This window comes from Fusibacter fontis (genome assembly GCF_055378735.1).
Window position 1 is genome coordinate 1,323,103 of sequence record NZ_AP042445.1, and the last position, 23,741, is coordinate 1,346,843.

General features: G+C 35.4%; 18 protein-coding genes and 1 other RNA gene. 2 read left to right on the forward strand and 17 right to left on the reverse strand.

Annotated features, from left to right (window positions below):
- Positions 1-10 precede the first annotated feature (10 nt).
- From ACZ41W_RS05965 to ACZ41W_RS06020, 12 genes are all read right to left on the reverse strand, one after another.
- Positions 11-427: an Hsp20/alpha crystallin family protein gene (locus ACZ41W_RS05965; protein WP_464313973.1), complete on the reverse strand. Its 417-nt coding sequence runs from the start codon at positions 425-427 to the stop codon at positions 11-13.
- 251 nt (positions 428-678) lie between these two features.
- Positions 679-2,085 carry a sensor histidine kinase gene (locus ACZ41W_RS05970; protein ID WP_464313974.1) on the reverse strand — a complete coding sequence of 469 codons (1,407 nt, stop codon included), beginning with the start codon at positions 2,083-2,085 and terminating at the stop codon, positions 679-681.
- 9 nt (positions 2,086-2,094) lie between these two features.
- Positions 2,095-2,781, reverse strand: coding sequence for a response regulator transcription factor (locus tag ACZ41W_RS05975; protein WP_464313975.1), 687 nt, complete (start codon positions 2,779-2,781; stop codon positions 2,095-2,097).
- A gap of 159 nt (positions 2,782-2,940) precedes the next feature.
- Positions 2,941-4,368, reverse strand: coding sequence for an aminopeptidase (locus ACZ41W_RS05980; protein ID WP_464313976.1), 1,428 nt, complete (start codon positions 4,366-4,368; stop codon positions 2,941-2,943).
- A 105-nt stretch (positions 4,369-4,473) separates the two neighbouring features.
- A complete protein-coding gene (locus ACZ41W_RS05985; RefSeq protein ID WP_464313977.1) occupies positions 4,474-5,124 on the reverse strand; it encodes a response regulator in 651 nt (216 codons plus the stop codon).
- 12 nt (positions 5,125-5,136) lie between these two features.
- Positions 5,137-6,264, reverse strand: coding sequence for a sensor histidine kinase (locus ACZ41W_RS05990; protein WP_464313978.1), 1,128 nt, complete (start codon positions 6,262-6,264; stop codon positions 5,137-5,139).
- Positions 6,265-6,415: 151 nt separating this feature from the next.
- The gene (locus ACZ41W_RS05995) at positions 6,416-6,862 is read right to left on the reverse strand and encodes a chemotaxis protein CheW (RefSeq protein WP_464313979.1); all 447 of its coding nucleotides are present in this window, start codon (positions 6,860-6,862) and stop codon (positions 6,416-6,418) included.
- Between the two features lie 12 nt (positions 6,863-6,874).
- Positions 6,875-7,051 (reverse strand): DUF896 domain-containing protein, encoded by a 177-nt coding sequence (locus tag ACZ41W_RS06000; protein WP_464313980.1) that lies wholly within the window; start codon positions 7,049-7,051, stop codon positions 6,875-6,877.
- A 53-nt stretch (positions 7,052-7,104) separates the two neighbouring features.
- Positions 7,105-8,637, reverse strand: a complete 1,533-nt coding sequence (gene hutH, locus ACZ41W_RS06005) for a histidine ammonia-lyase (protein WP_464313981.1) — start codon at positions 8,635-8,637, stop codon at positions 7,105-7,107.
- Between the two features lie 44 nt (positions 8,638-8,681).
- Positions 8,682-10,544: a YgiQ family radical SAM protein gene (locus ACZ41W_RS06010; RefSeq protein WP_464313982.1), complete on the reverse strand. Its 1,863-nt coding sequence runs from the start codon at positions 10,542-10,544 to the stop codon at positions 8,682-8,684.
- Between the two features lie 241 nt (positions 10,545-10,785).
- A complete protein-coding gene (locus ACZ41W_RS06015; protein WP_464313983.1) occupies positions 10,786-16,167 on the reverse strand; it encodes a diguanylate cyclase in 5,382 nt (1,793 codons plus the stop codon).
- Between the two features lie 51 nt (positions 16,168-16,218).
- Positions 16,219-16,644, reverse strand: a complete 426-nt coding sequence (locus ACZ41W_RS06020; RefSeq protein WP_464313984.1) for a MarR family winged helix-turn-helix transcriptional regulator — start codon at positions 16,642-16,644, stop codon at positions 16,219-16,221.
- A gap of 141 nt (positions 16,645-16,785) precedes the next feature.
- On the opposite strand from ACZ41W_RS06020, the gene ACZ41W_RS06025 reads away from it, so the two are divergent.
- The gene (locus ACZ41W_RS06025; RefSeq protein WP_464313985.1) at positions 16,786-17,793 is read left to right on the forward strand and encodes a M23 family metallopeptidase; all 1,008 of its coding nucleotides are present in this window, start codon (positions 16,786-16,788) and stop codon (positions 17,791-17,793) included.
- Positions 17,794-17,805: 12 nt separating this feature from the next.
- The gene (locus tag ACZ41W_RS06030) at positions 17,806-18,282 is read left to right on the forward strand and encodes a bactofilin family protein (protein WP_464313986.1); all 477 of its coding nucleotides are present in this window, start codon (positions 17,806-17,808) and stop codon (positions 18,280-18,282) included.
- 182 nt (positions 18,283-18,464) lie between these two features.
- Here ACZ41W_RS06030 and ACZ41W_RS06035 read toward each other — a convergent pair whose 3' ends face one another.
- The 5 genes from ACZ41W_RS06035 to ltaE all read right to left on the reverse strand — a co-directional run bounded on the left by ACZ41W_RS06035 (position 18,465) and on the right by ltaE (position 23,273).
- Positions 18,465-20,312 carry an LTA synthase family protein gene (locus ACZ41W_RS06035; protein ID WP_464313987.1) on the reverse strand — a complete coding sequence of 616 codons (1,848 nt, stop codon included), beginning with the start codon at positions 20,310-20,312 and terminating at the stop codon, positions 18,465-18,467.
- A gap of 173 nt (positions 20,313-20,485) precedes the next feature.
- A non-coding RNA gene (gene ssrS, locus ACZ41W_RS06040) (6S RNA) lies at positions 20,486-20,661 on the reverse strand.
- Positions 20,662-20,702: 41 nt separating this feature from the next.
- Positions 20,703-21,614 (reverse strand): RluA family pseudouridine synthase, encoded by a 912-nt coding sequence (locus ACZ41W_RS06045; RefSeq protein WP_464313988.1) that lies wholly within the window; start codon positions 21,612-21,614, stop codon positions 20,703-20,705.
- A gap of 46 nt (positions 21,615-21,660) precedes the next feature.
- Complete coding sequence (locus ACZ41W_RS06050) at positions 21,661-22,248, reverse strand: hypothetical protein (protein ID WP_464313989.1); 588 nt, start codon at positions 22,246-22,248, stop codon at positions 21,661-21,663.
- The gene (gene ltaE, locus ACZ41W_RS06055) at positions 22,245-23,273 is read right to left on the reverse strand and encodes a low-specificity L-threonine aldolase (RefSeq protein WP_464313990.1); all 1,029 of its coding nucleotides are present in this window, start codon (positions 23,271-23,273) and stop codon (positions 22,245-22,247) included. The genes ACZ41W_RS06050 and ltaE overlap by 4 nt, the downstream gene beginning before the upstream one ends.
- Positions 23,274-23,741 lie beyond the last annotated feature (468 nt).

Genomic DNA, 23,741 nt, shown 5'->3' on the forward strand with positions numbered 1-23,741 from the left:
CGCCTTATCTTTATAACATCGTATGCGTTGATTTTGGGAGTTCAATTTTTAGAATGCCATTTTTTAACGTCGCTCGTATATTTTCTTTATCAACGTCTTTCGCTAAAAAAGTGCGTCTAAACATCCCAAATTTTCGCTCGCGGCGTATAAAATCATAATCGTCTTCTTGCCCTTGGCTATGATCCTGTTTTTGTGCGATGATACTCAGATAACTATCTTCATATACGATCGTGATGTTATCAATGGTAAAGCCAGGCAAATCTGCTTCAACGATGAAGCGCGTCTCATTTTCTCGTACATCAACATCAAAGGTATTGATGACATTTTCGCCTTTTTTGATCGTACAGCTGACTTTCTCCTCCATGACATCGTAAAACAGTTGATCCAATGCCAATCTATGTTTTGAACCATTATTCGCTTTCAACAATTTTACACACCTCCTTTACTAACAATAAGGCAAATTTTTTAACATTTTTTGAACAAAAACAAAATTAAATTTTAATTTCATGTAAAATTTATCTTCCATATCCATTCCTATAATCATTCTATATTGACTGCTATCTTTTATATGCAGCTATCTTTTATATGCTGCTATCTTATATAAGACTGCTACCTCTTTATATGACTATGATCACTTATATCATTGACTATATGCTTACGATTTTCAAATGACATACTCTACTTAAATATCTGCGTCGACAATGTAAAGATAAATGCAACGCCAATATCTTCGTTTGAAAATACATCAATTTTTTCATTATGCGCTTTGATAATTTCCTTTACAATGGAAAGTCCAAGACCAGAAGATTTTTTCTCAAGTCCTCGTGATTTATCCAGTTTCGTAAATCGATCCCAAATCTGACCCAGTTCTTTTTCATTGAGAACGCGACCACTATTACTAATTCCAATATAAAGTTTATCGCCTCTCAACTCTGAACGTATGCTAATAGAGCCATCCTCGTCGACGAATTTTGTGGCGTTATCAAGTAGATTATAGATGACGCGATGAATCGCTGTATAATCCCCATGTGCAAGGATTTTATCTTTCATCAAGTCAATGGTCAGTTTAATGCGTTTATCGACAATTTTATGTTCAAAATTATCAAGGACATTGACCAGCATTTCATTGATATCAAAATCTGTTTTATTGAGTACCAATGCGCCACTTTCCATTTTGGATAAGTCTAATAAGTCATTAATCATCTTGATAAGTCGATCACTTTCGTTTAATACGATGTTAAGATAACGATCTTGCTTATCTGTATCAATTGTTCCATCAAGAATTCCCTGAGTATAGCCTTTAATAGTCGTCAGAGGTGTTCTTAAATCGTGAGATAAACTTGAAATAAACATCCGTTTTGTATTTTCTTGACGATTCAATTCATCCGCCATGATGTTAAAACTTTCCGCCAACTCTCCGAGTTCATCTTTTCTATTAATAATTATTTTTTTCTCAAAATTTCCTTTTGAGATAAACTTAGCAGATTCGTTGATAATATTGATTTCATAGCCCATTCGTCGCGTGATTAAGAAAATCAAAATAACGGCAAGCACACCTGAAATCGATAATGATACGAAAATAATGACAGATACTTTTGAGATGGTATCTTCTATTTCAGGCATGGGCACATTGATAAACATCGCATAGATATTTTTGCCCACATGAAAAGGATAACCGACTTGCAACATGTTGATATCGTTCAATTCAATCTCGCGAGTCGTCGTTTCTCCGTCAAAAACTTGCTTTAAATCCTGAGCCAATTGTGGATATTTTTTGACATCTAAAAAATTACGTTCTGTATCTGTTGTATAAATAGCGCCATCTTCTTGGAAAAGCCAAATATTTGCACCGGTATATCCATCCAGTAACAAGAGTTGCTCCTGCAAAATGTTGAGGCTCAACGAGTTGACGTAGGTATTGTTTACGAGTTCTTCATAGTTCGATACCCGTTTAACGATCAATTCGTTTTCATGCGTCACAAAGTAATAATCTAATACGGTTCGTACACCGATGATAATCAAGATAAATGCTACTAAAAAAATCATAATGTACAAAAACGCAAATTTGTGAAAAATCGTCTTCATTTTTCACCTCTAATCGAGCTTAAATTTGTATCCAACCCCCCAAACGGTTTTAATTTCCCAGCCGTTATCAGGTTTTTCAAATTTTTCTCTTAATCGTTTAATATGAACGTCTACGGTTCTCGTTTCACCAAAGAAATCGTATCCCCAGATATGGTCGAGAAGTTGTTCCCGTGTAAACACGCGATTTGGGTGACTTACAAGGTAATTGAGAAGTTCAATCTCTTTAGGTGGCAATTCTAATACGTCTCCGAAATAAACCACGTTATAATCCGACATATTAATGGTCAAATTTGGAACATTGATGATGCCATCTTGCTCCACTTTATCTGCATTTTGAAATCTTCTTACAACTGCTTTTACACGCGCAGTAAGCTCTTTAGGATCAAACGGTTTTACGATATAGTCATCTGCACCTAATTCTAATCCCAATACTTTATCAAATGTTTCATCTTTCGCTGTCACCATGATCACGGGTACTTGTCCTAGTTTTCGAATCGCTTTTAACGTATCGTACCCATCCATGCCCGGCATCATTATGTCAAGTAAAACAAGGTCGGGAGTCGTTGTTTTAAATCCTTCTAGACCTTTTTCACCACTTTCAAATTGTTCTACGGAGTAACCTTCTTTTGTCAAATAAAGTGTGATTAATTCTCTAATATTCTCATCATCATCAATAACAAAAATCTTTTTTTCCATTTTAAATGGCCTCCTTAAAAAAAATGAGCATTTATCGTTAAGATAATGCTCACTTTCACATTTAATATATTCTATTATACAATATAACTATCACAAGTTCCAACCAATCTATTGAACAGGATGTAAACAAATTGTGTCGGCTGTGTTGATGCTGTATTCTTATCTGTTTAGGAATACTTTGTACGCTTTATACGTCATATAAACGTCTACTTTGCTGACAATTTCATATGGTGCATGCATGCTCAATACTGGAACGCCACAATCAACGACTTCAGCATTTGAATTTGCTAAGATGTATGCGATTGTACCGCCGCCGCCTTGATCCACTTTTCCAAGTTCGCCAATTTGCCATACGATATCATTGTCATTAAACATTTTTCTGACTTCGCCTAAGAATTCAGCATTGGCATCGTTACAGCCGCCTTTTCCTCTAGCGCCAGTGTATTTCACAAGTTGAACCCCTTTGCTGACATGAGCCGAGTTTTTCTTTTCATATGCACCAGCAAAGTTTGGATCGTAAGCAGCACCTACGTCACCTGATAAAACTTGAGTATTTGAGATACAACGTCTTAAATAAATATCATTGTAGTCTTTTTCTTGTAATGCGATAAGTTCCGCTACGATATTTTCAAAGAATCTCGATTGAGAACCAGTATTGCCTTGGCTTCCAACTTCTTCTTTATCCATAAACATACCACAAGCTGTTGTCTTGAGGTTTTTAAGTTCAAACATCGCTGCAAGTCCAGCATAGCTACAAACTCTATCGTCATGGCCATAAGCTGAAATCATGCTTCTATCAAAACCAAGATCTTTTGCTTTGCCCGCTGGCACAATTTCGAACTCAGCTGAGAGGAAATCTTCTTCTGTAATGCCATATTTGTCATTGAGAATTTTAAGAACGTGTAATTTAACTTTATCTTTTGTTTTGTCATCACCATAAGGCATATTTCCAACTAACACGTTGAGTGTTTCGCCATCAATTCCTTCTGCGAGTGATTTTGATGCTTGATCTTTCGCTAAGTGCGGCAATAAATCAGTAATTGCAAAGATTGGGTCTGACTCATCTTCACCAATAATCACTTCGATGCGTTCATTATTTTTATTGAATACCACACCATGTAAAGCAAGTGGTGTTGCTACCCATTGATATTTTTTGATGCCACCGTAATAATGTGTTTTTAAGAACACCATATCACTGTCTTCATAAATTGGGAATGGTTTGAGGTCAATTCTTGGTACGTCGATATGTGCGCCTACGATGTTTAATCCCTCTTTGATTGGTTTTTCACCTACGACAAATAGAACAATTGACTTATCTCTGTTCATTGCGTAGATTTTTGAACCTTTTTTAATTTTTTCTTTTCCAGAAATAAATAAATCGATATTTTTGTATCCATTTGCTTCAGCTTGTCTTAAAATTTCACGTGCACTTTCTCTCTCTGTTTTACCAGCGTCAAGAAACTTTTTATAGTTTTCGTTGAATTCAAAGCATGTCTTAACTTCAGCTTCACTCAATGCTTCCCAAGCATTTTTAAAGCTATGAGATAATGATTTTGATAAATCTTCATAATTCGTAGACTTTTTCATAAGTGCCCCCTCGTCAAACTTCCATAAGTTAATCAAAGCGATATAAAAAAATTTATATCTTTCTAATACATAGGATATCGAAATATCTGCTTACCTTCAAGAAAATTAAATTTTTGTAATATTGTTTTTTATTGCATATAATGCTGCTTGTGTTCGGTCTGTGACCTTGATTTTCTTGAAGATATTGGAGACGTGATTCTTCACGGTTTTCTCGCTAATAAACAATTCTATTGCGATTTCTTTATTATTATATCCTTTAGAAATTAATCGGATGACTTCATATTCACGTTTAGTCAGTTCATTCTCAGAGTATTCATCTGAATTTCGATCTTTCTTTTTATACTCTCTTACAAGAATTCCCGAGAGTGTTGGGTGAATATAGACTTCACCATTAACGACGTTGTTAATCGCTTTAATCAGCGAGGAAACTTCTGCATCCTTTAAAACATAACCTTCAGCGCCGATATTAATCGTCTCAATTAAATACTCTGCATCTTCGTGAATTGTGAGCATAATCACTTTAATATCTGGAAATTCTTTTTTGATGTGCTTTAAGCAATCAATTCCATTCATACTTGGCATATTAATGTCCAAAAGTACGACGTCGGGACGTGTTTCAGAAATCACGCGTAACGCCTCATATCCATCCCCTGCAAGTCCAACCATTTCAAGTGTATCCTCTAGCTCAAGCAGTTTCTTTATGCCCTCTCTAATTAAAGCGTGATCATCCACTATTACAACTTTTATCTTTTTCATGTTCTCCTCCAGCTAGTTGTTCGGAATTTTGATGCGAATGGTCGTTCCTTTGTGAAGTTCTGATGTTACTTCAAGTGATCCATTAATAATTTCAATGCGTTCTTTCATATTGTAAAGTCCATATCCCAATGGATTTTCAACAGTTTTATCAACATCAAATCCTATTCCATTATCAGAGATGGACACATTGACTTCAATATCACTGATATGAATGGCGACTTTTACGCGTTTACACTGTGCGTGCTTTAAAATATTGTTAAATGCCTCCTGAATGACCCTGAACAGCATCAAATTAATCAGCTGATCTGAAATCACAGACGTTTGCGTCACGTCTAAATCCACATGGATAGACGATGTCTCCATTGTGTTGGATATCAGTTTCTTAATCGTCGGGACAAGTCCCAAATCATCAAGGGACATGGGCATTAAATCGTAGATAATTCGCCGAATATCTTTTAATGTATTTCTAACATCTTCTTGTAGTTCTGAAATCTCGCGTCTTGCTTTAACAGGAGATGAATCAATAATTTTAGAAGCATATTCCGCTTTAAAAATGATATTGGCAAGAGACTGTGCCGGTCCGTCGTGTATGTCTCTAGAGATGCGTTTTTTCTCATTTTCTTGTGCTTCAATAATTTTAATACTCAACTCTTTTTTCTGTTTAATGTCTTCAATTTCTTCAAAGATGCCACTGGTTAAATACTCCAACGCAACACTGACTTTTGTTTCGAGAATTTCAGATTTTTTAAGCACTTCTACGCTGTTGCGCATCAGTCTTTCAAGTTCATTTCTGCGTTCAATCAGTTCTTTTTCTTCTTGTCTCTTAGCGGATAACAAAAGCAGAACAGATTGAGAAAGCTCATAAGCTTCTTTAATATCCGCCTCGTTAAATTCGTCAAAGTGATCACTAATCGTCTTAATCATATTTCGCGCCATTTTTGAACGTATCTCGAGTTTATCCACTTCGTTGATGAGTATGGTCAGTTTCGCCTTAATCCCCAACAACTCTTGCTCATAAGAGATATAATCATGTCTGGTTTTTTCTGAAATCTCAAAGATTTCCTTTTTTCCATCTTCAATTGCCTTAACTGTCTTGCCAATGACGTCATCGAGGTGCGAGATATTTACATAGTTTTTCACACAATACTCCTGTAATACGGTCTATTGATAATTATATCATAAAAGCCCACGCATAAAAATAACGTGGGCTTTTTTGAAACTCCAGACCTATCTAGGCAGGGTTTAAATGACTATAACAACATAATATTACGACACTATACTGCAAATAACTTTAAAATCCAGTCAGCTTATCCACTTCATCTGATGATAAAACACGCTCTAAATCCACAACAATTATCAATTCATCTTTGTGGATACACACTTCTGAAATATAATCGTTATCGCGTTTAATCGCAATCATCGGTGCAGGAAGAACATTGGCAACGTCCACAGACATTGACTGTGAAGCATCATCTACCAAGAAACCAATATGTCGACCTTGACTTTGTGAAATCAAGATGCGCTTTTGATTCATGCGTTGTTCTTCTAAATTAAATCGTTTCTTTAAGTTAATCACCGGGATAATGTCACCCCTTAGATTTAAAAGACCATCTACATAAGCAGGCGCGTCTGGTAATGCGGTAATAGAAGCATACTCACTGATCGATGCAATTTGATTGATATTAGCTGCAAACTTCTCATTGTTTAACCTAAAAATGATATACTGTTTTTCCGCCATACATGCCTCCTGCTAGTCTTTATAGACGATATCAATATTATCTAACTGTCTTTTAAAATTGCTTCTAAAAGCTTTCAGATATTCTGCTCTTAATACCTTTTGCTCACTTTGTTCGCTTTCAGTTAAACCTTCTCGCTTGGCTTTTGCTGCCAATTCATTAATTCTATCGAGTTTATCTTGTCCTATCAAAATATCACCTTTCTAATACTTGAAAAGCACGAAACCAGTGAGCCTTTAATCAACTAGGCTTTCAAAGTTCCAAGTACTTTTTCAACTTCATTTACAATTTGATTTGTTTTAATTATATCATAGATTTTGTTAAAATCTATATTCATTACTCGGTCTTCCTCTATTTTTGCTACCTGAGAACGAATAATTTCATATGCTACTTTTGTACCCTTTCCAAGTTTAGTCGAATCAGAAAAATCAACTGCTTGGGCAGCACTTAAAAGTTCAATCGCAATGACATTTTGCGCGTTAAATAAAATATCTCTCGCTTTTCTTGCTGCGATAGTTCCCATACTTACATGATCTTCTTGATTTGCAGAAGATGGAATCGAGTCCACGCTTGCAGGATGTGCCAATACTTTATTTTCAGATACGAGAGCTGCTGCTGCATATTGTGCAATCATAAATCCTGAATGCAAACCACCATGTGGCGTTAAGAATGCTGGCAATCCACTTAATTGAGGATTGACAAGTCTTTCAATTCTTCTTTCAGATACGTTAGCAACTTCAGAAAGTGCAATTCCTAGGAAGTCAAAAGGAAGTGCCATTGGTTGCCCGTGGAAATTTCCACCTGAGAAGACCACTTCATCTTCTGGAAATAAAATCGGATTATCTGTCACTGCATTGATTTCAATGTTGATTTTATCTACTACATATTTAACTGCGTCTTTTGAAGCGCCGTGAATTTGAGGAATACAGCGAAGTGTATATGCGTCTTGCACTCTGATTTCACCTTGACGCGTTGTCAACTTACTATCTGCAAGTATACGAAGCATATTTTCAGCTGTCTCAATTTGACCCTGATGTGGTCTCACTTGATGGAGTCTAGGATCATATGCATCTGTAATGCCTTTAAGCGCTTCAACCGTTAAGGCAGCAGAAATATCGCTTAATTTGAGAAGTTGAATCGCTTCATAAGCAACGACAGTTCCAACAGCCGTCATGACTTGAGTGCCATTAATCAGTGCCAAGCCTTCTTTTGAAGTTAATTCAATCGTAGGAATTCCAGCGCGCTCCATGGCTTCAGCGCCACTAAGACGCTCGCCTTTATACGTTGCTTCGCCAAGTCCCAACATAACGAGTACCATATGAGAAAGAGGCGCTAAATCACCACTCGCGCCCAATGAACCTTTTTCAGGAATAATCGGACTAACGCCTTCATTAAGCATGCGAATTAAAGTATCAATTGTCTGCGTTTGAACACCGCTATGTCCTTTCGCAAGATTATTTACTCTTAATAGCATAATGGCACGAGAAATCTCCTCTGATAGTGGATTTCCAACGCCACAGCTATGACTGATAATGAGATTTCTTTGCAAATCTTTTGTTTCTTCTTTTGAGATAACTACGTCGGAGAACTTGCCAAATCCTGTCGTGATTCCATAAACGACTTTTTTTGCATCTACAATTTCATCGACAAACTTTCTAGCTTTAACAACTTTTTGTCTTGCTTCTTCAGCTAATTCTACTTTGTGTCCAAATCTGGCAACATCCATCACCAAGTCAATTGTGAGACTTTGACCGTCAATCATAACAACATTTTTCATAGCTTATCCCCTTTTATAAATTTTATGTTTTACATTATACTAGACTAGCGTCTTTTTTTTGTCTTTTGGCTACTCGAAGTCTTCGAATAAGAGACTTTTTTCCCCTCTTCTTTTCGAGGTCGTATAAGTGCTTTATCATGTGTCCCGATCAAATCCAAACGATTGTCCAGCACCAATGCTTCATAGACGAGTTCGTAATTTTTAGGGTTTTTATATTGGAGTAATGCGCGCTGCATCGCCTTTTCATGTGAAGTTTTAGGCACATATACGGGTTTCATCGTTCTAGGATCTAGCCCCGTATGGTACATACACGTACTTAAAGTGCCTGGTGTCGGATAAAAGTCTTGGACCTGCTCAGGTGTATAATTGATATCGCGTAAGTATTCAGCCAAGCGAATTGCAGATTTTATCGTACTACCTGGATGCGAACTCATTAAATAGGGAATAATGTACTGATCTTTTCCAAGCGAATGATTGATATCATCAAACGCCTTCACAAATTGGCTGTAAAGCTTCCCGCTCGGTTTTCCCATGTAGTCCAGAACCGTTTCATCAATGTGCTCAGGGGCAACTTTTAATTGTCCGCTCACATGATGCTCACACAACTCAACGAAAAATTCTTTTGATGGATCTGCCATTAGATAATCGTAACGGATACCACTTCTAATAAAGACTTTTTTAACATTGTCGAGTCCTCTTAATTTGTGAAGCAATTCCAAGTAATCTGTATGGTCTACGTTGAGCTTGTCACAAGGTTTTGGATATAGACATTGTTTATGTTTACACGCGCCATGTTTTAGCTGATTGTCACAAGCTGGATGTCTAAAATTCGCAGTGGGGCCGCCTACGTCGTGAATATAGCCTTTAAAATCCTTATCCCTTGTGATTTCTTTTGCCTCTTCAAGTATAGATTCATGGGAGCGCGAGCTTACAATTCTACCTTGATGAAATGCTAATGCACAAAATGAACAGTTTCCAAAACAACCCCGTTCACTGATAATGCTAAGTTTTACTTCTTGTATCGCCGGTATGCCACCCTTTGCAATATAGCTTGGATGAATGTCTCTTTGATAACCAAGATTAAAAGTCCAATCAAGTCGATCTCGTTCCAGTGGCATCGTTGGAATGTTTTGTACTAGATAACGATCATTGTGTTTTTGCACGATGATCTTTCCCCGTACAGGATCTTGTTCATCATAAATTTGTTTAAAGCTTCTTGCATAAGCCGTTTTATCTGTACTAACTGTTTCATACGAATCAATCTCGATATATTTCGGTAAAGAGTCTAATGACTCTGTTAAATAACATGTACCTGGTATGTGCTGAATATACTGAATTTCAATACCATTGTTCAGATATTCTGCAATCTCCACGATTTGATTTTCACCCATTCCATAAACCAGTAAATCTGCGCCACTATCAAATAAAATGGATCTTCTTACAGAATCATCCCAATAATCATAGTGGGCGAAACGTCTAAGTGACGCTTCTATTCCGCCGATTATAATGGGATCTTTTTTATACTTTCTACGGATGAGATTCGTATAGACAATCGTTGCACGATCAGGTCTATGTCCCATTTCGCCACCTGGAGAAAAGCTATCCGACTGTCTCTTTTTTCGAGAAACATAATAGTGGTTTACCATTGAATCCATATTACCTGCAGAGACAAGGAACCCAAGTCTCGGCTTTCCAAATAAGGCGATACTTTCAGGGTCATTCCAATCTGGCTGCGGAATAATTCCCACCTTAAATCCTGCATCTAAAAGCGTTCTTGCGATTACGACGGGGCCAAAACTCGGATGATCCACATACGCATCACCGGACACGAGGACAAAATCGACGCCATCCCAACCTAATTGTTTCATTTCTTCCCCGTTAATTGGGAGAAAATTATTTAATATCATGTTTTTACCTGTGGAAATTGCATAATGACCTTTTTGCGTGAAAATCAAACATTTTCAAATTCTCATCAATTAAAATTATGCAATTTTCTAACCTTTCTTTTTGCCTTTCGCTAACAAGGAAAGATGAAATGAGCAAATCGCATGATTCCATCTATCATAGTAAATACCCTGCGAAAAATCTAAGTCAGCAGGGTATTATAAGTTGATTTGACTATTTTATTCAATTACTTTGAGCCTACTCTCATTCTTTCATAAAAAATATTTTTGTCAAGACAGGTCTCAATGATTCAACAAAGTTAAAATTACTAAAATCAAACTCTTTAATTTTAATCGGAACTGAGATTGCCATAAGACCATGTTCCTGTTCAAACTCAAAATCCATCATAATGTAAGATTTCCAATCAGGCATCATGATTTCTTCTGAATCAGACTCCATGGTAACATTTTCGTCCCAGTCAATAAAATAATGGCTGGCATTGGTATGTCTATACTGTGCTAAGAGCCTTTCACTCATATCATGATCCAGTTCAACACTATCCTGTCCTTTTTTCTTGAAATAACTCGACGTTACTTCACCAGTGTGATCATATTGAAGGAACTGAATTTCTTCACCTTCAGTTATATCTAGTAACGAGATAAATGTGTTTTTGATATTTGTCATTTTGCTCGCAGAGTAATTTAGTTGATTAATAATGTCTAATATCGCCTGCATATTTCTAGTATCAGAAGAAATGTTTCCCGTTAAAATACCCGTCAATCGGTCGTAACGATGGCCTTCTTTAATGAGTTTTTCATCCCAGCTAGTTGCCTTATTTCGTCCGTTATTTTTACTGTAGTATAGGGCTTGATCTGCTTTTTCGATTAATTCTTCTTCATTTGCGCCATCTTCAGGATATGTCGAAACACCTAGACTAACCGTCAATGGACTTTCTTCTCCTAAGAGTTTCTTTTGTTGAATCAACAATCGAATTTTTTCAGCAACTTTATAAGCTCCCAAAGCATCCGTTTCAGGAAGAATCATCACAAACTCTTCACCACCATAGCGCCCTACTAAATCCGTTACACGCATGGATTTCATCAGTATATCGCCAATTTGTGCTAATATTTCATCGCCTTTACGGTGTCCATACGTATCATTAACCGTTTTAAACTTATCGATGTCCATCATAATTACGGACAAATTATATGCTTGTTGCCTAGAAACACTCATTTGTAAAGCAAATTGTTGTTCAATATATTTTCTTAGATAAACACCGGTTAATTTGTCAATCGTTGAAAGTTTCTTCAAATTATAATTGTTAATAAATACATAAATCAAGTTTGAAAATGACTTTGCCTGTTCAAATGTTTCTGCACTAAAACGATTGATGACATTACTAGAATCAATATAGACGTATCCAACGATATTTTTCTTCGATGCAAAAATATCATCTCGACGTTTTTCTCCTCTTGGACTGTGGTTGATCGTCTCTAATATTGGAAAATAAATCAATCCTTTTTGATCATCTGTCAGTAATTGTCGGTTCGTAAATGACTCTATTTTCGAAACATATATACCATCTAACTCATTTCCAATATTATTGATGAGTCGCGTAATATCATAAGGCATCGCATTGTCTTTAGAGCTAATCACCTCGCTAATATGATCATTCTCATCTAGCAAGTAAATAAATGCACGCTCGCCAACGGCGATTTGCTCTAGGTACTTAAGAATCATTTTTAAGTTAGAGATCTCTTCCTTTTCCAGATGCTTAATCAAGTCAGTAGAGCTATCAAAGATATAGTGATTCTCGGTTTTTAAATTCTTATAAACTAAGTTGAGGAAATCTTTGTTTGAATACAACAATCTAAGCTGAGTCAAATCAAAATAATCTTCCACAGTATCAATTCGATTATCTAAAATATGTTGGTATTTCAACCCTTCAAAAGTCAGTAACAGCTTAATAATTTTATCTGTTTTTGATTTTAGAGCCAATTTAATGTCGTCGTGAAGGACGTAAGTTTCCTTATACTCAAAAGGAATTGTTGAAGCAAGTGTTTCTATCACGTCAAGCGCCATCAAATAATACTTGAGTGCATCATAGTAATTTTTCTTTTCATTGTACTCATTTCCAAGCACGTAATAGGTTCTCCAAAGAAGTTCTTTAGATTGCTCTTTAATCTGAGGTACAAGTGATGTAATGCGCTCAATAGCATAATCAGAAAGACACGCATCAATAAAATCTCTCTTTATGCGGATCAGTTTCGTGTTATAAAGTCGAATGAGTTTGTCATCAATATCCACGAGTTCTTGGGCTGAGAAGAAATCTCTTTCTTCAATGCAATCAATCACATACTCAACAATCAATTCTCGTAGAAGTTTTGCGTGAGAAGGATTTTGTGTCCGGCTAAGGAGTTCTTTAATCTCATCAACCTGTACCAATTTATTGGAAATACCATTTTCCTTATTGCCCATTAAAATAGTATTCTTCTTAAACCGAATGCGATTTTCCACAATTGACAGTCGATATCGCCTGAACTCATCAATGATATCTTCGTTTGTAAATTCGTATTTTAGCTGATTGATCTTCATTAAGCTGTTCATCGTCAAGAAGAATTCAAAGTGCAACAAATAGTAGTCAAACTTATCAAATCCTCTTTTTTCAAACATTTGCACTTCGTGCTCAATTCTCGTCAACAACTTGTATACGTCGCTGTAATCTTCATTGAGCAAATAAGAATGCGCTAAATTCATGAGCGCTAAAATCGTCATGGTCTTATCGCCCACTGTTTCCGCTAACTCATATGATTCCGTAAAGTATTTAATCGCCATTTCATATCGGCTTTCAATTCGATACGTTTCACCGATATTGTTCAAATAAATTGGTAATTTCACAAAGCTATTCTTTTGATTAGAACGCGTGTAAGATTTCCTGAAAAAATCACGGGCAGTGACAAATTCACCCAAACCATCTAAATAGACGACACCATAATTGTTATAAACCTTAATAATGCCATCTTCATCTTCTGCTTCTCGATAATGCTTCAAGCTCTCACCGAGCATTTCAATGGCTTGTTTAAACAAATTCGAATACAAGTAATTAATTGCGCATTCATTTTCAAAATTCGCACGGTGTCGAGTTTGATTCAATCGAATGCTTTCTGATAAATAAAAGCTCGCTTTAGAAAAGTGTTGTTTCCAATCATTTTTACTGGAAAGACAGTTACATTTATAAAGTGCAGCATTAAAAATTCCTTCTACATAGCTGATATCTTCTGCTAATTCAATTGCACGATCTGCTAACATTTCTGCACGTTCAATGTCATTTTTAAACATGAGAATTTCAATATGGTAGACCATTGATCGTACTTTTGAGATAGACTTACCTTCAATATAAACATCTAAGTGATCTAATATTTCTGCTGAACGATCAAGTTTTCCTACAAGAATTAACTGCTTTACAAGTTCAAATGAGATTTCGTTTATTTGCTCAATATTCTCTAATTTTTTATAGATTTCTAGACCTTGTTCATAAAGAGAAATCGCCTTATGACTATTTTTCATATCAATATAATCTTTTGCAAAGGTAATACAATACTCTGCTGCTTTTCGAATATTGTTACTAGCAACTAAATAGTCAATTAAACTCTCGTTAATGTCGCGTTTTTCCGTATATCTTCTATCAAAAATATCTGCTGCGCGCTTGCTCAAATCAATAATTTCATCCGGAGTAAGTGTCTCTAAAAATGCTGTTCTAAGCTCATTTGAATAAAACACAAACACGTATTCAACATCGCTAATTCTCTTATTGAGGATTTGCTTTTCTTCCATGTCATAGAGAAAATAATACCCGAACTCCTCTTCTATTTCAGCAAGTTCAAAGATGATTTGCATGTTAAATGAACCCTTTAAAACTGACAGTTTTCGAAGGATTTCATAATACTCTTTCTTGATTTGTGAAGTAAGCGAATCAAAGTCTTCACTTTTGTGACTCATATAGTCAAAAGTAAAACTATCATCCACCTTATCAAGATTCCAAGTCATTTTGTTTTTGTCAAAGAAAATGATGTTTTCAGCCCATAATTTTCGAATCATTCTCTTCGTAACACTTGGTTTTCCTTGATTCTCTAACATCAGACGATGCGTTAATTTATAAGGGATGTAGTCAAGTCCCAATGAAGTACGAATCAACTGCCCCGTCTCTTCTAGATTAAGAGATGTCAATTTAAAATGTCTGCAACTATCACTGCATTGTGTAATGACATTTTCATGTTCTACGCCCGTACAAACGATGTAATAATTTGATTTAAGTTTATTATCAATGAGTAATTTGAAAAATGCATGTTCATAATGACTTAGCTTTTCAAAATCATCCACGAGAATCATTAAAAACTTGGAATTTGTGTAGTCGACAAAAAAATTGAACACGCGATTAATTATTCTTAAAAAATGCGCATCTAAATCAAGTTCTTTAACTTCTTTCAAATTCCACTTGGATGCGAGTTCAGGAACGAGACAAGTCAATTCATATCCATATTTTTGAATCAGCATTGGAGATAAATCTTCTTGTTCTGCGATGTATTTTACAATCGTCTTAAGCATGTAAAAGGGTTCTGAAAAATCATTTGGTCTCAAATACACATAATTAAATCGACTAAATTTAGCGATATAGTAGACCTCATTTAGTAAACGAGATTTTCCAGTTCCAACATCACCTTGTATAAACATCGCAGTTTCAGAAAGTGACTTTTTAGATTTTGCATCTACGAGTCCCTTAATCTCTTTAATCAAACTATCTCTGCCGATAATTTTGGTGTTTTCATGAATTTTGTCATAATACTTAGCATCATCATGATCCACTTCTATCCAAATTAAGTTTGATAAAACTTCAATAAATTTATTAATCGTTTCATAACGCTCTTCGCGAATATGATTTGCCGCTTTCATAATGAACTTATGAATTTCATTTCCAGTACTAATTTTGATCGCATTTTCTAAAACATTGGTCTTGTAATCAATACGATAATACAAATAGTAAATCATCGATCCAAGTGAATATAAATCCACTCTCTTGTCAACTTCTTCTCCCCATATGATTTCAGGTGCAATAAACTGACTAAATTTTTCATGGTCCATTTTGAAATAATAATCATTGATATAATTACCCGCAACATCTTTGAGTTTTAAGGTAATCATGCCATTCTTTTTCAAAATAATCACTTGGTCAAAATTCAAAAACTTATACGTAAACCCTCTAAAATGAAGGAATCGTATAATTTTACAAAGTTGCATTATAACCGTATTAATCTCTGATTTCGTCAGTTCCAAATAAGAAACTAACGACTCTTCATCATAATGTTCATACGTATAACAATACTGTTTGCGATTAATATAATTGCCATCAATCGTCATTATAGCCTGAAACTCGTACGCACAAAGCAAGTGTTCGTGAACAAGAGTCGATATTTCAACGAATTGTTCTTCCATATGCCTAATGAAATCATAGTTAGACATTTCAGTGTCAATAATCCGTATGCGTTTAACCGCATGATTCTTTTTTCTATCGGATACTAAATACTCTATAAAGCTGTTATCTTTGTGTAACAGTTCAATAACTTCGTATCTGTCGTTTATAATCTTCACTGAAACTTCCCCCTACGTTACCATCACGTACTCTATAATTCTACTTTTTCTTTATAATTCTACTTTTTCATTAAAAATTTTAAAGCTCTCATCAATTGAGTTGATCACTGATTCATCTAATTCATTAATAATACTTTCAATATAATTAATTCTGTTTTCCATCACTAATTTAATGAGTTCATGACCTTTAGGTAAAACAAAAATGCGGACAATTCTTCGATCATTTTCATCTTTAACACGTTTTACAAGTTCGTTGCGTTCCATTCTATCTAACAAGTCAGTAACCGTACTACATGCCAAATACATTTTTGCACTAAGTTCACCAATGGTCATATTTTCATCGTTGATTAAATACTGTAACGCTTCAAATTGCGGAGGTGTGATATCCACATCATTTAATATTTCTCTACCTTTTTTCTTGATTTTATAGCAAACCCTTCTTAAGTTCTCTTCAATCCTAATGGTTCTCTCATTCATTGACAGTGCCTCCCATAATATATCTCTTCACTCTATTTTACAAAATATCTTGCCTTAGGTAAACTAATTTTATTAATATAGTGTTTATTATTGCGAATATGTGGTAAAATATATTAAGTTTTTATTACAATTGGAGGTAAAATGAGCAAATTAAAAGCGTACTTGTCAAGACATCGAGTCACGCTGATGGTCATCCCAAGTACTGAAAAATCAATAAAACAGTGGAAATTAAATATTGCAATCGCTTTTTTTATACTAATCCTACTCATCACAATCAACATAGCACTCCTCATCAATACAATTTCATCAAAAGCCACTTCTCAATCGTTATTTAGCAAGAATACAACCTTATCTGACAGTTTATTAATGACCCAAGATCGACTTTTACTACTTGAAAATATCAATGCGAATAAAACCGAAGAAATCAAAACGTTAAAAGATTCTTTAAAAGAATCCAATAACTACTTAGTTGAACGTTTAGATGACCTAGAAAAAGCTGAAACCTACGTGGCAGATTTAGTGACGCTTTTCAACTCGGAAACCAACTCAAACATCGAAGCACCTATTAGTCGTTCTTATAATCGCCTACAGACGTCTGAAAATGCCAACGCGGATGGGACTTTTATCGAAACAGACGAATTATTACTTTCTCAAATGGATGCACTTGTAGCAACAGATGAGATAACAGCCATTATCCAAGAAAAGACACTCGCTTATGAAGCGCTTTCTAAAAAAATGGATAAACAGCTCAATTATTTAGATTCAAGACCTGATTTTTATCCAACGAGTGGTACTTTTAGTTCACCTTTTGGATACAGAAGAGATCCTAAAAACGGGCGTTTAACCATGCACAATGGCATTGATATTAGCAATAAGGTTGGAACACCCATCTATGCTGCAGGCACAGGCGTTGTGACATTTGCCGGTTATGATGGCAATTTTGGAAATGTTCTCATTATCAATCACGGATACGGCTATGAGTCCGTATACGCACACTGTAAAACGCTTTTATATCAACCAGGAGATTCTATTGCAAAAGGTCAAAAAATTGCGACAATCGGAACATCAGGGCGCGTGACTGGTCCACATCTCCACTTTGAAATTCGCTATAATCAAACACCAATTAATCCATTAAAATTTATCCAATAATCAGGAGGGGTTATGTTTCCAAAGAGAACCGTTGAAGTAAATTACGATATTGTCATTGGCGCCTATTCAATTATTAAAGGCGATATTCAAAGCGAAGGAAGTATCCGAGTTGAAGGAAAAATCCAAGGAGATATTACTTCACTTGGGAACGTCATCATATCTGAGAACGCTTTTGTAAAAGGCAACATCTTATCACAAAATGCCGACATTTATGGACAATGTCACGGCGATGTAAAAGTAAAGGGAAAAATCAATCTACATCACAAAGCAACTCTGATAGGCGATATTGTCGCTAAAAGCTTCAATACAAACGAAGGTTCTACTTTTAAAGGCAATTGCTTCGTTGATCCAGAAGAAGAGCTTCAAATCAACATCATTCCCATCAGTAATAACGCACCTGAAACCCCTTACATCGATTTATTTGGTTACTCAGATACGTCAGACTCCATCGAATCTGAGGTTGAATCTATCAAGAAAGCAAACGCATAGACATTAAAGCATATAATTAAAACACATAATTTAAAACACATAATCAAAAGGCGTTAACGCATGAAAACTCAACTGTTTCATTGCATTAACGCCTTGTTTTTTATTAGCACTTATAAGATATATGGCTTTTCTATCTGCATCTGTTTATGCATGTCCTCTATTGGACAATATAGGATGCTTGATCACTCAATTTCATAAATACTATCGATGCTTTGTAATTCAGAAATAATACTACCAACCGAATCGGTCTCTGTTATTTTTTTACTCAAATTGACTTCTCTCACTGCACGTTCGTAGCTTTCTCTACATGACTCAATCGATACCGGTTCATGTGTGTCTCGATCATAAGCAGTTGAATTTTCAAATACGCCATCACGCGCGATTTTGAACACCACATTATTATCTATATAAGATCCTTTTTCCATAAACGTCTGTGAAGCAACAAATCCATTCTCTGCATTTAACAAATCTTGTCCAAGTGTTAAATACTCATTTCGAATTCCCAATACATTGAGTAAAGTTGGTAACAAGTCGATTTGTCCACCTGAAATGTCCTTTACTTCTGTAACGCCTGAATTTGGAATGTGAATCACTAGTGGTACATTGAACATGTCTTCGTGAGTATATTCTCTCCCTAAAAAGTTTTCCATACGTTCTTTAGCGAGTTCATCTTCCATGCCGATGCCGTAGTGGTCACCATAGAAAATAATAACAGAATCTTCATACAATCCTTCAGCTTTTAATTCTTCAATAAAATCACCAAAAGCATCATCCATATAATTTACAGATTGAATATAATGTCCAAAAAAGTTTTCATCATCTTCGTCAAGCATAATGGCCTTTTGATCATCATGTAACTCAAATGGCTTATGAGACGTAAGTGTCACTAAAAAGTGGAAACTATTTTTTGGCTGTGCTTTAATCATTTGTACTGTTTGGGCAAAGAAATCATGATCGTCTAGACCAAAACCAACTTTTCTTCCCATGACATAATCCGATTCAAACTTGCTCTCTTGGAATCCAATTTGTGGATAGATATTTTCACGATTCCAAAACGCCGCTTTGTAACCATGGTAAGAAGTTGCCGAATACCCTTGATCTCTCATCACCCAAGGTAAACCATTAAATGTATTTTTTTCATATACATTATAAGTGTTACCCGTAATAATTGGATAAAGTGAGTTTAAAGATGTAAACTCTGCGTCTGATGTATTTCCTTTTCCAAGTTGTTGATAATAATTCGTAAAATAAATCGAATTTTCTCCGATGATTTTGTTAATGTTAGGGGTAATTTCTTGCCCATTGTACTCTTTATTAATGAGTTCGTTTTGAAGCGATTCTACTTGAACTAAAATCACGCGACGATCTTTTGCAATTCCAAAATATTCGCCAGATGTGCTTTCTCTTTGTATTTCTCTCATTCGATCAACAAGTGCATTACGCTCTTCAGAGTATAATTTCGAATTTTCCATATCAAGCGAGATAATATCGTAAACATGATAGTTGAAAAACTCATATTTTTTAATTCCTGTATAGACCGATGAAAATGAAATGCTTAAAATAATCGTTGGCAATACTGCAATCATCATGACAAATGTAAATTTATGAGCAAAAAATTGAAATTTGCTATTCTTACGTGTTAATAAATGATATGCGAGCAAATCAATAAATAAAATGACATCCGTTACTCTTAATATCGAAAAAATAATCGAAGTAACAGAGCCTACAAATGTTGCTTGATTTACCAATTTAACCGATAAAAAATCATTGAAATATCTAAAATACAAGATATCGCCGAACATGATCACCGTTAGAAGACCACTCGTAATCAAATACATTTTTTTGTGTTTATAGAACAGTGTAAGTACCAGTAAAAATACTGAGACCGTTACAAACATATACTTTATTTTTGATAACGGCATGCCTGTTGCAAAACTAAAATAACCGACTTTAATTATGTACGTCAAAATCAAAATGATTGGGTATTTTAAGTAATTATATTTATCTTTAATCAAATTCATTAAATTCATATCCGCATTCCTCCACTTTATCCATTATATGTGGCTAATGTAAACAATTCAATAATATTTCTTTAACATTTCGTTTACAATTCGAAAATGATTACAACTCTGTTTTAAATAGAAAAGCAATAAAAAAAGCCAATGAAAGACAGAAAATATGTCTTCATTAGCATTTCAACAAATAAGGGTCCAGAATGCCGTTATCCCAAAAATCTCACACCACACCTCTACTAGGTGGGTGGACTATCTATTGTTTTTGACTTCTACCTAAAGCAGCTTGTCATACGCAACGGAACGCGTCTTCCCTATAAATAATCAGTGGTAAAATTTAAAAAGATAACCAACATCCCAGATTTAACTTACTGTCATTATACGCCATTTTCTATGATTTTTCAACCTCTATAATTGATTTTTCAGTTGATCGATTGCATTTTTTATGTCAACCGATAACTCGCTTACAAACACATGTCGCTCCTTCTCTCTCGGTGGAATCAAAGACATTTGATAACAGTGAAGTGCTTGCCTATTAATGAGTTCCGATGAACTGCCATACAACGCATCCCCTAAAATCGGATGACCAATATGAGAAAAATGAACACGTATTTGATGTGTACGGCCAGTTTCAAGCATGATTTTAACCAGCGTATGTTCCTTATATCGCTCAACGACTTCAAAGTGAGTAACAGAAGGTTGACCAGAGTCTATCACAATTCGTTTAATATCCATTTCTGCTTCGCGATCAATTGGCAAATCAATGGTCCCGTGATCATTTTCAAGCACGCCTTCTACGATTGCAAGATAAAACTTATCAACTGTGTTTTCCTGCATTTGTTCGGATACAATCTGTTGAGAGTACGCATTTTTTGCAATCAGTACAATTCCTGATGTATCTCGATCAAGTCGGTTGATAAATCTAATTTTATAATTTTGCTTTTGTTGATATTGATAATAAGAAATTGCATTTGCTAGCGTTCCTTCTGGATGACCTTTTGTCGGGTGCACCACTAAAAAAGGGGGTTTATCTACAATAAGCAAATCTCCGTCTTCATAAATAACAACTGTATCAATCGGGTTAGGATCAAAAGTATTTTCATCGTGATCGAGCATCATTGAGATGATATCGCCTTCGTGAACAATTCTGTTGACTGAACCTGATTTTTGATTCAACAAAATATTTTGATGATTTTTACACTTTCTAATGAGTCGACTGGAGATATTCATCGATGTCGCTAAAACATCAATGACTTTTAGGCCATCATCATTGGCTTCTACTTGATAGTCCAATCTCAAAGACTCTTTATTTACAAACATAAAACTCCTCTATTGGGTTATTGGCAAATATATGCCGCCTGCATTGTTAAAAATTATATCTGAGCAACAGCAAACTTTGAGTTTCGATTTCTCTCAATAAAATATAATGCCTGTATTTCATCTCGGCAATTTTTCGAACCTCTTCAACTGTCAAAACTTTTGAAAATTCAATGATGTCAACATTGGTTTTTTTCCAACCACATTTCAAAAGCTTTGCCACGCCGTCTTTTGAGGCCAGTTCAATCGGAAGCGAACCATAGACATTTCCATAAACAATGTCATGTGTTTGCCAAAATTCATTGTGCGCTTCAATCGTCCCAGACTCAATCAGCTCCTCTGTCCGATCTTTAGAATAGTATTCAATTTCATTTCCTTCGTAAATATTTTGAAAATACATAGGCTTATATAAAAATTCAATTGTATTGATGGTTTTGTACTCTTTTGCCGCATTATGAACAGGTTGAATCACAACATCTGTTTCATTGACATGCTGTGCCCAGTATTCATTCTTGATTTGAGTAGAGATATTGCGAATTAAACGCACATACATATCTACATCTTCAGCATCTTCCCGCAGTAGTGAATCACTCAACCGATTCACTGCCTCACGCAAATCTTCAATTTGATAACTCATGATTCCCCCAAAATTTGTTTTATTGAAGTCACTAACTTTTCAACGGCTTCAACACGCGTCCAATGGTTGGTGACAAATCTAAACTCTCCATCCTCAGAACCGTTAATCTTTATGCCAGATTCAAACAACCGATTCACAAATACGTGTTCTGGTAAATTCAAAGCTATGTGGCAAAACACCATGTTAATGTCCATTCGATTCCAAAGGATCTCAACACCCTCAACATGAGATAATTGCTCGGCTAACAACATCGCCATTTTATGGTCATCTGAAAGGCACGGAATCATATCTTCCAGTGCAATTAATCCTGCAGACGCTAAAAATCCTGCTTGTCTTAGGCCGCCGCCCATTAATTTTCTATTTTTACGCGCTTTATCAATAAATGATTTTGTCCCCACTAACATAGAACCCACAGGTGCACAAAGCCCTTTACTTAAGCAAAACATCATACTATCTGCATACTTTGCTATTTCTTTCGCTTCAACGCCCAATGCGACTGCAGCATTAAAAATTCTAGCACCATCTAGATGAACGGGAATCAAATGATTCTGTGCAATTTCATAAATGCATTTCATTTCATCTATCGGAATCACCCTGCCACACGAATGTGCATTTTCAACACAAATCAACCCCGTCTCAGGATAATGGATATCATCTTCTCGAATCATTCGACTGAGCACGTCAGGATCCATGGAGCCATCAATTGTAGGAATTTGTCTTAATTGAACACTTGAAATGACAGCCGCAGCACCCACTTCGTGCATCACTATATGACATGCGTCTCCAACAATGATTTCATCTCCGCGCTTCGTATGCGTATAAATTGCTAATTGATTTCCAAATGTACCACTTGGAACAAAAATGGCCGCTTCTTTTCCAAGCAATTCAGCTGCCTTTTTCTCAAGTTCTACTAATGTCGGGTCGTCCCCATAAACATCATCCCCAACCACAGAGTTAAACATGGCTGTTCTCATTTTATCAGTCGGTTGAGTTACCGTATCACTTCTAAAATCAAAATACTTCATCAAATCACCTTCTCGCAGTTTATTGAGTTAGATATCTACAATTATAGCATACCGTTCATATATAGCATACCGTTCACAATAAAAAAGTGTCTCTCCTCTTATCCAAAAGGCTTCTTCCTCTAAATCAGATTTTTATGAATTCGTCATGCCCATAAACCTGCAAATTTCCGAATATTCAACATCTTGTTGAAGCTTTGTGGTTAATTTATGTATGCGTTTTGTTTTTAAAACATACACTCCTTATCATCGATTCTATAAATTTAATATTTTATAGAGCATTCTAATTTCAATATCTGTGAAGACACCTTTCCAACTACCCATTCTAATCATTTTTGTTAAATTGCATACATGAAATGATTCAACCATACAAAATCGCTTTTAAAAACACGAACATTAATCAAATTTTGCATTTTATAAATCATAGGGACTCGCAGCGTCCACATCTTGTTAACATAATAGGTTTCGGTA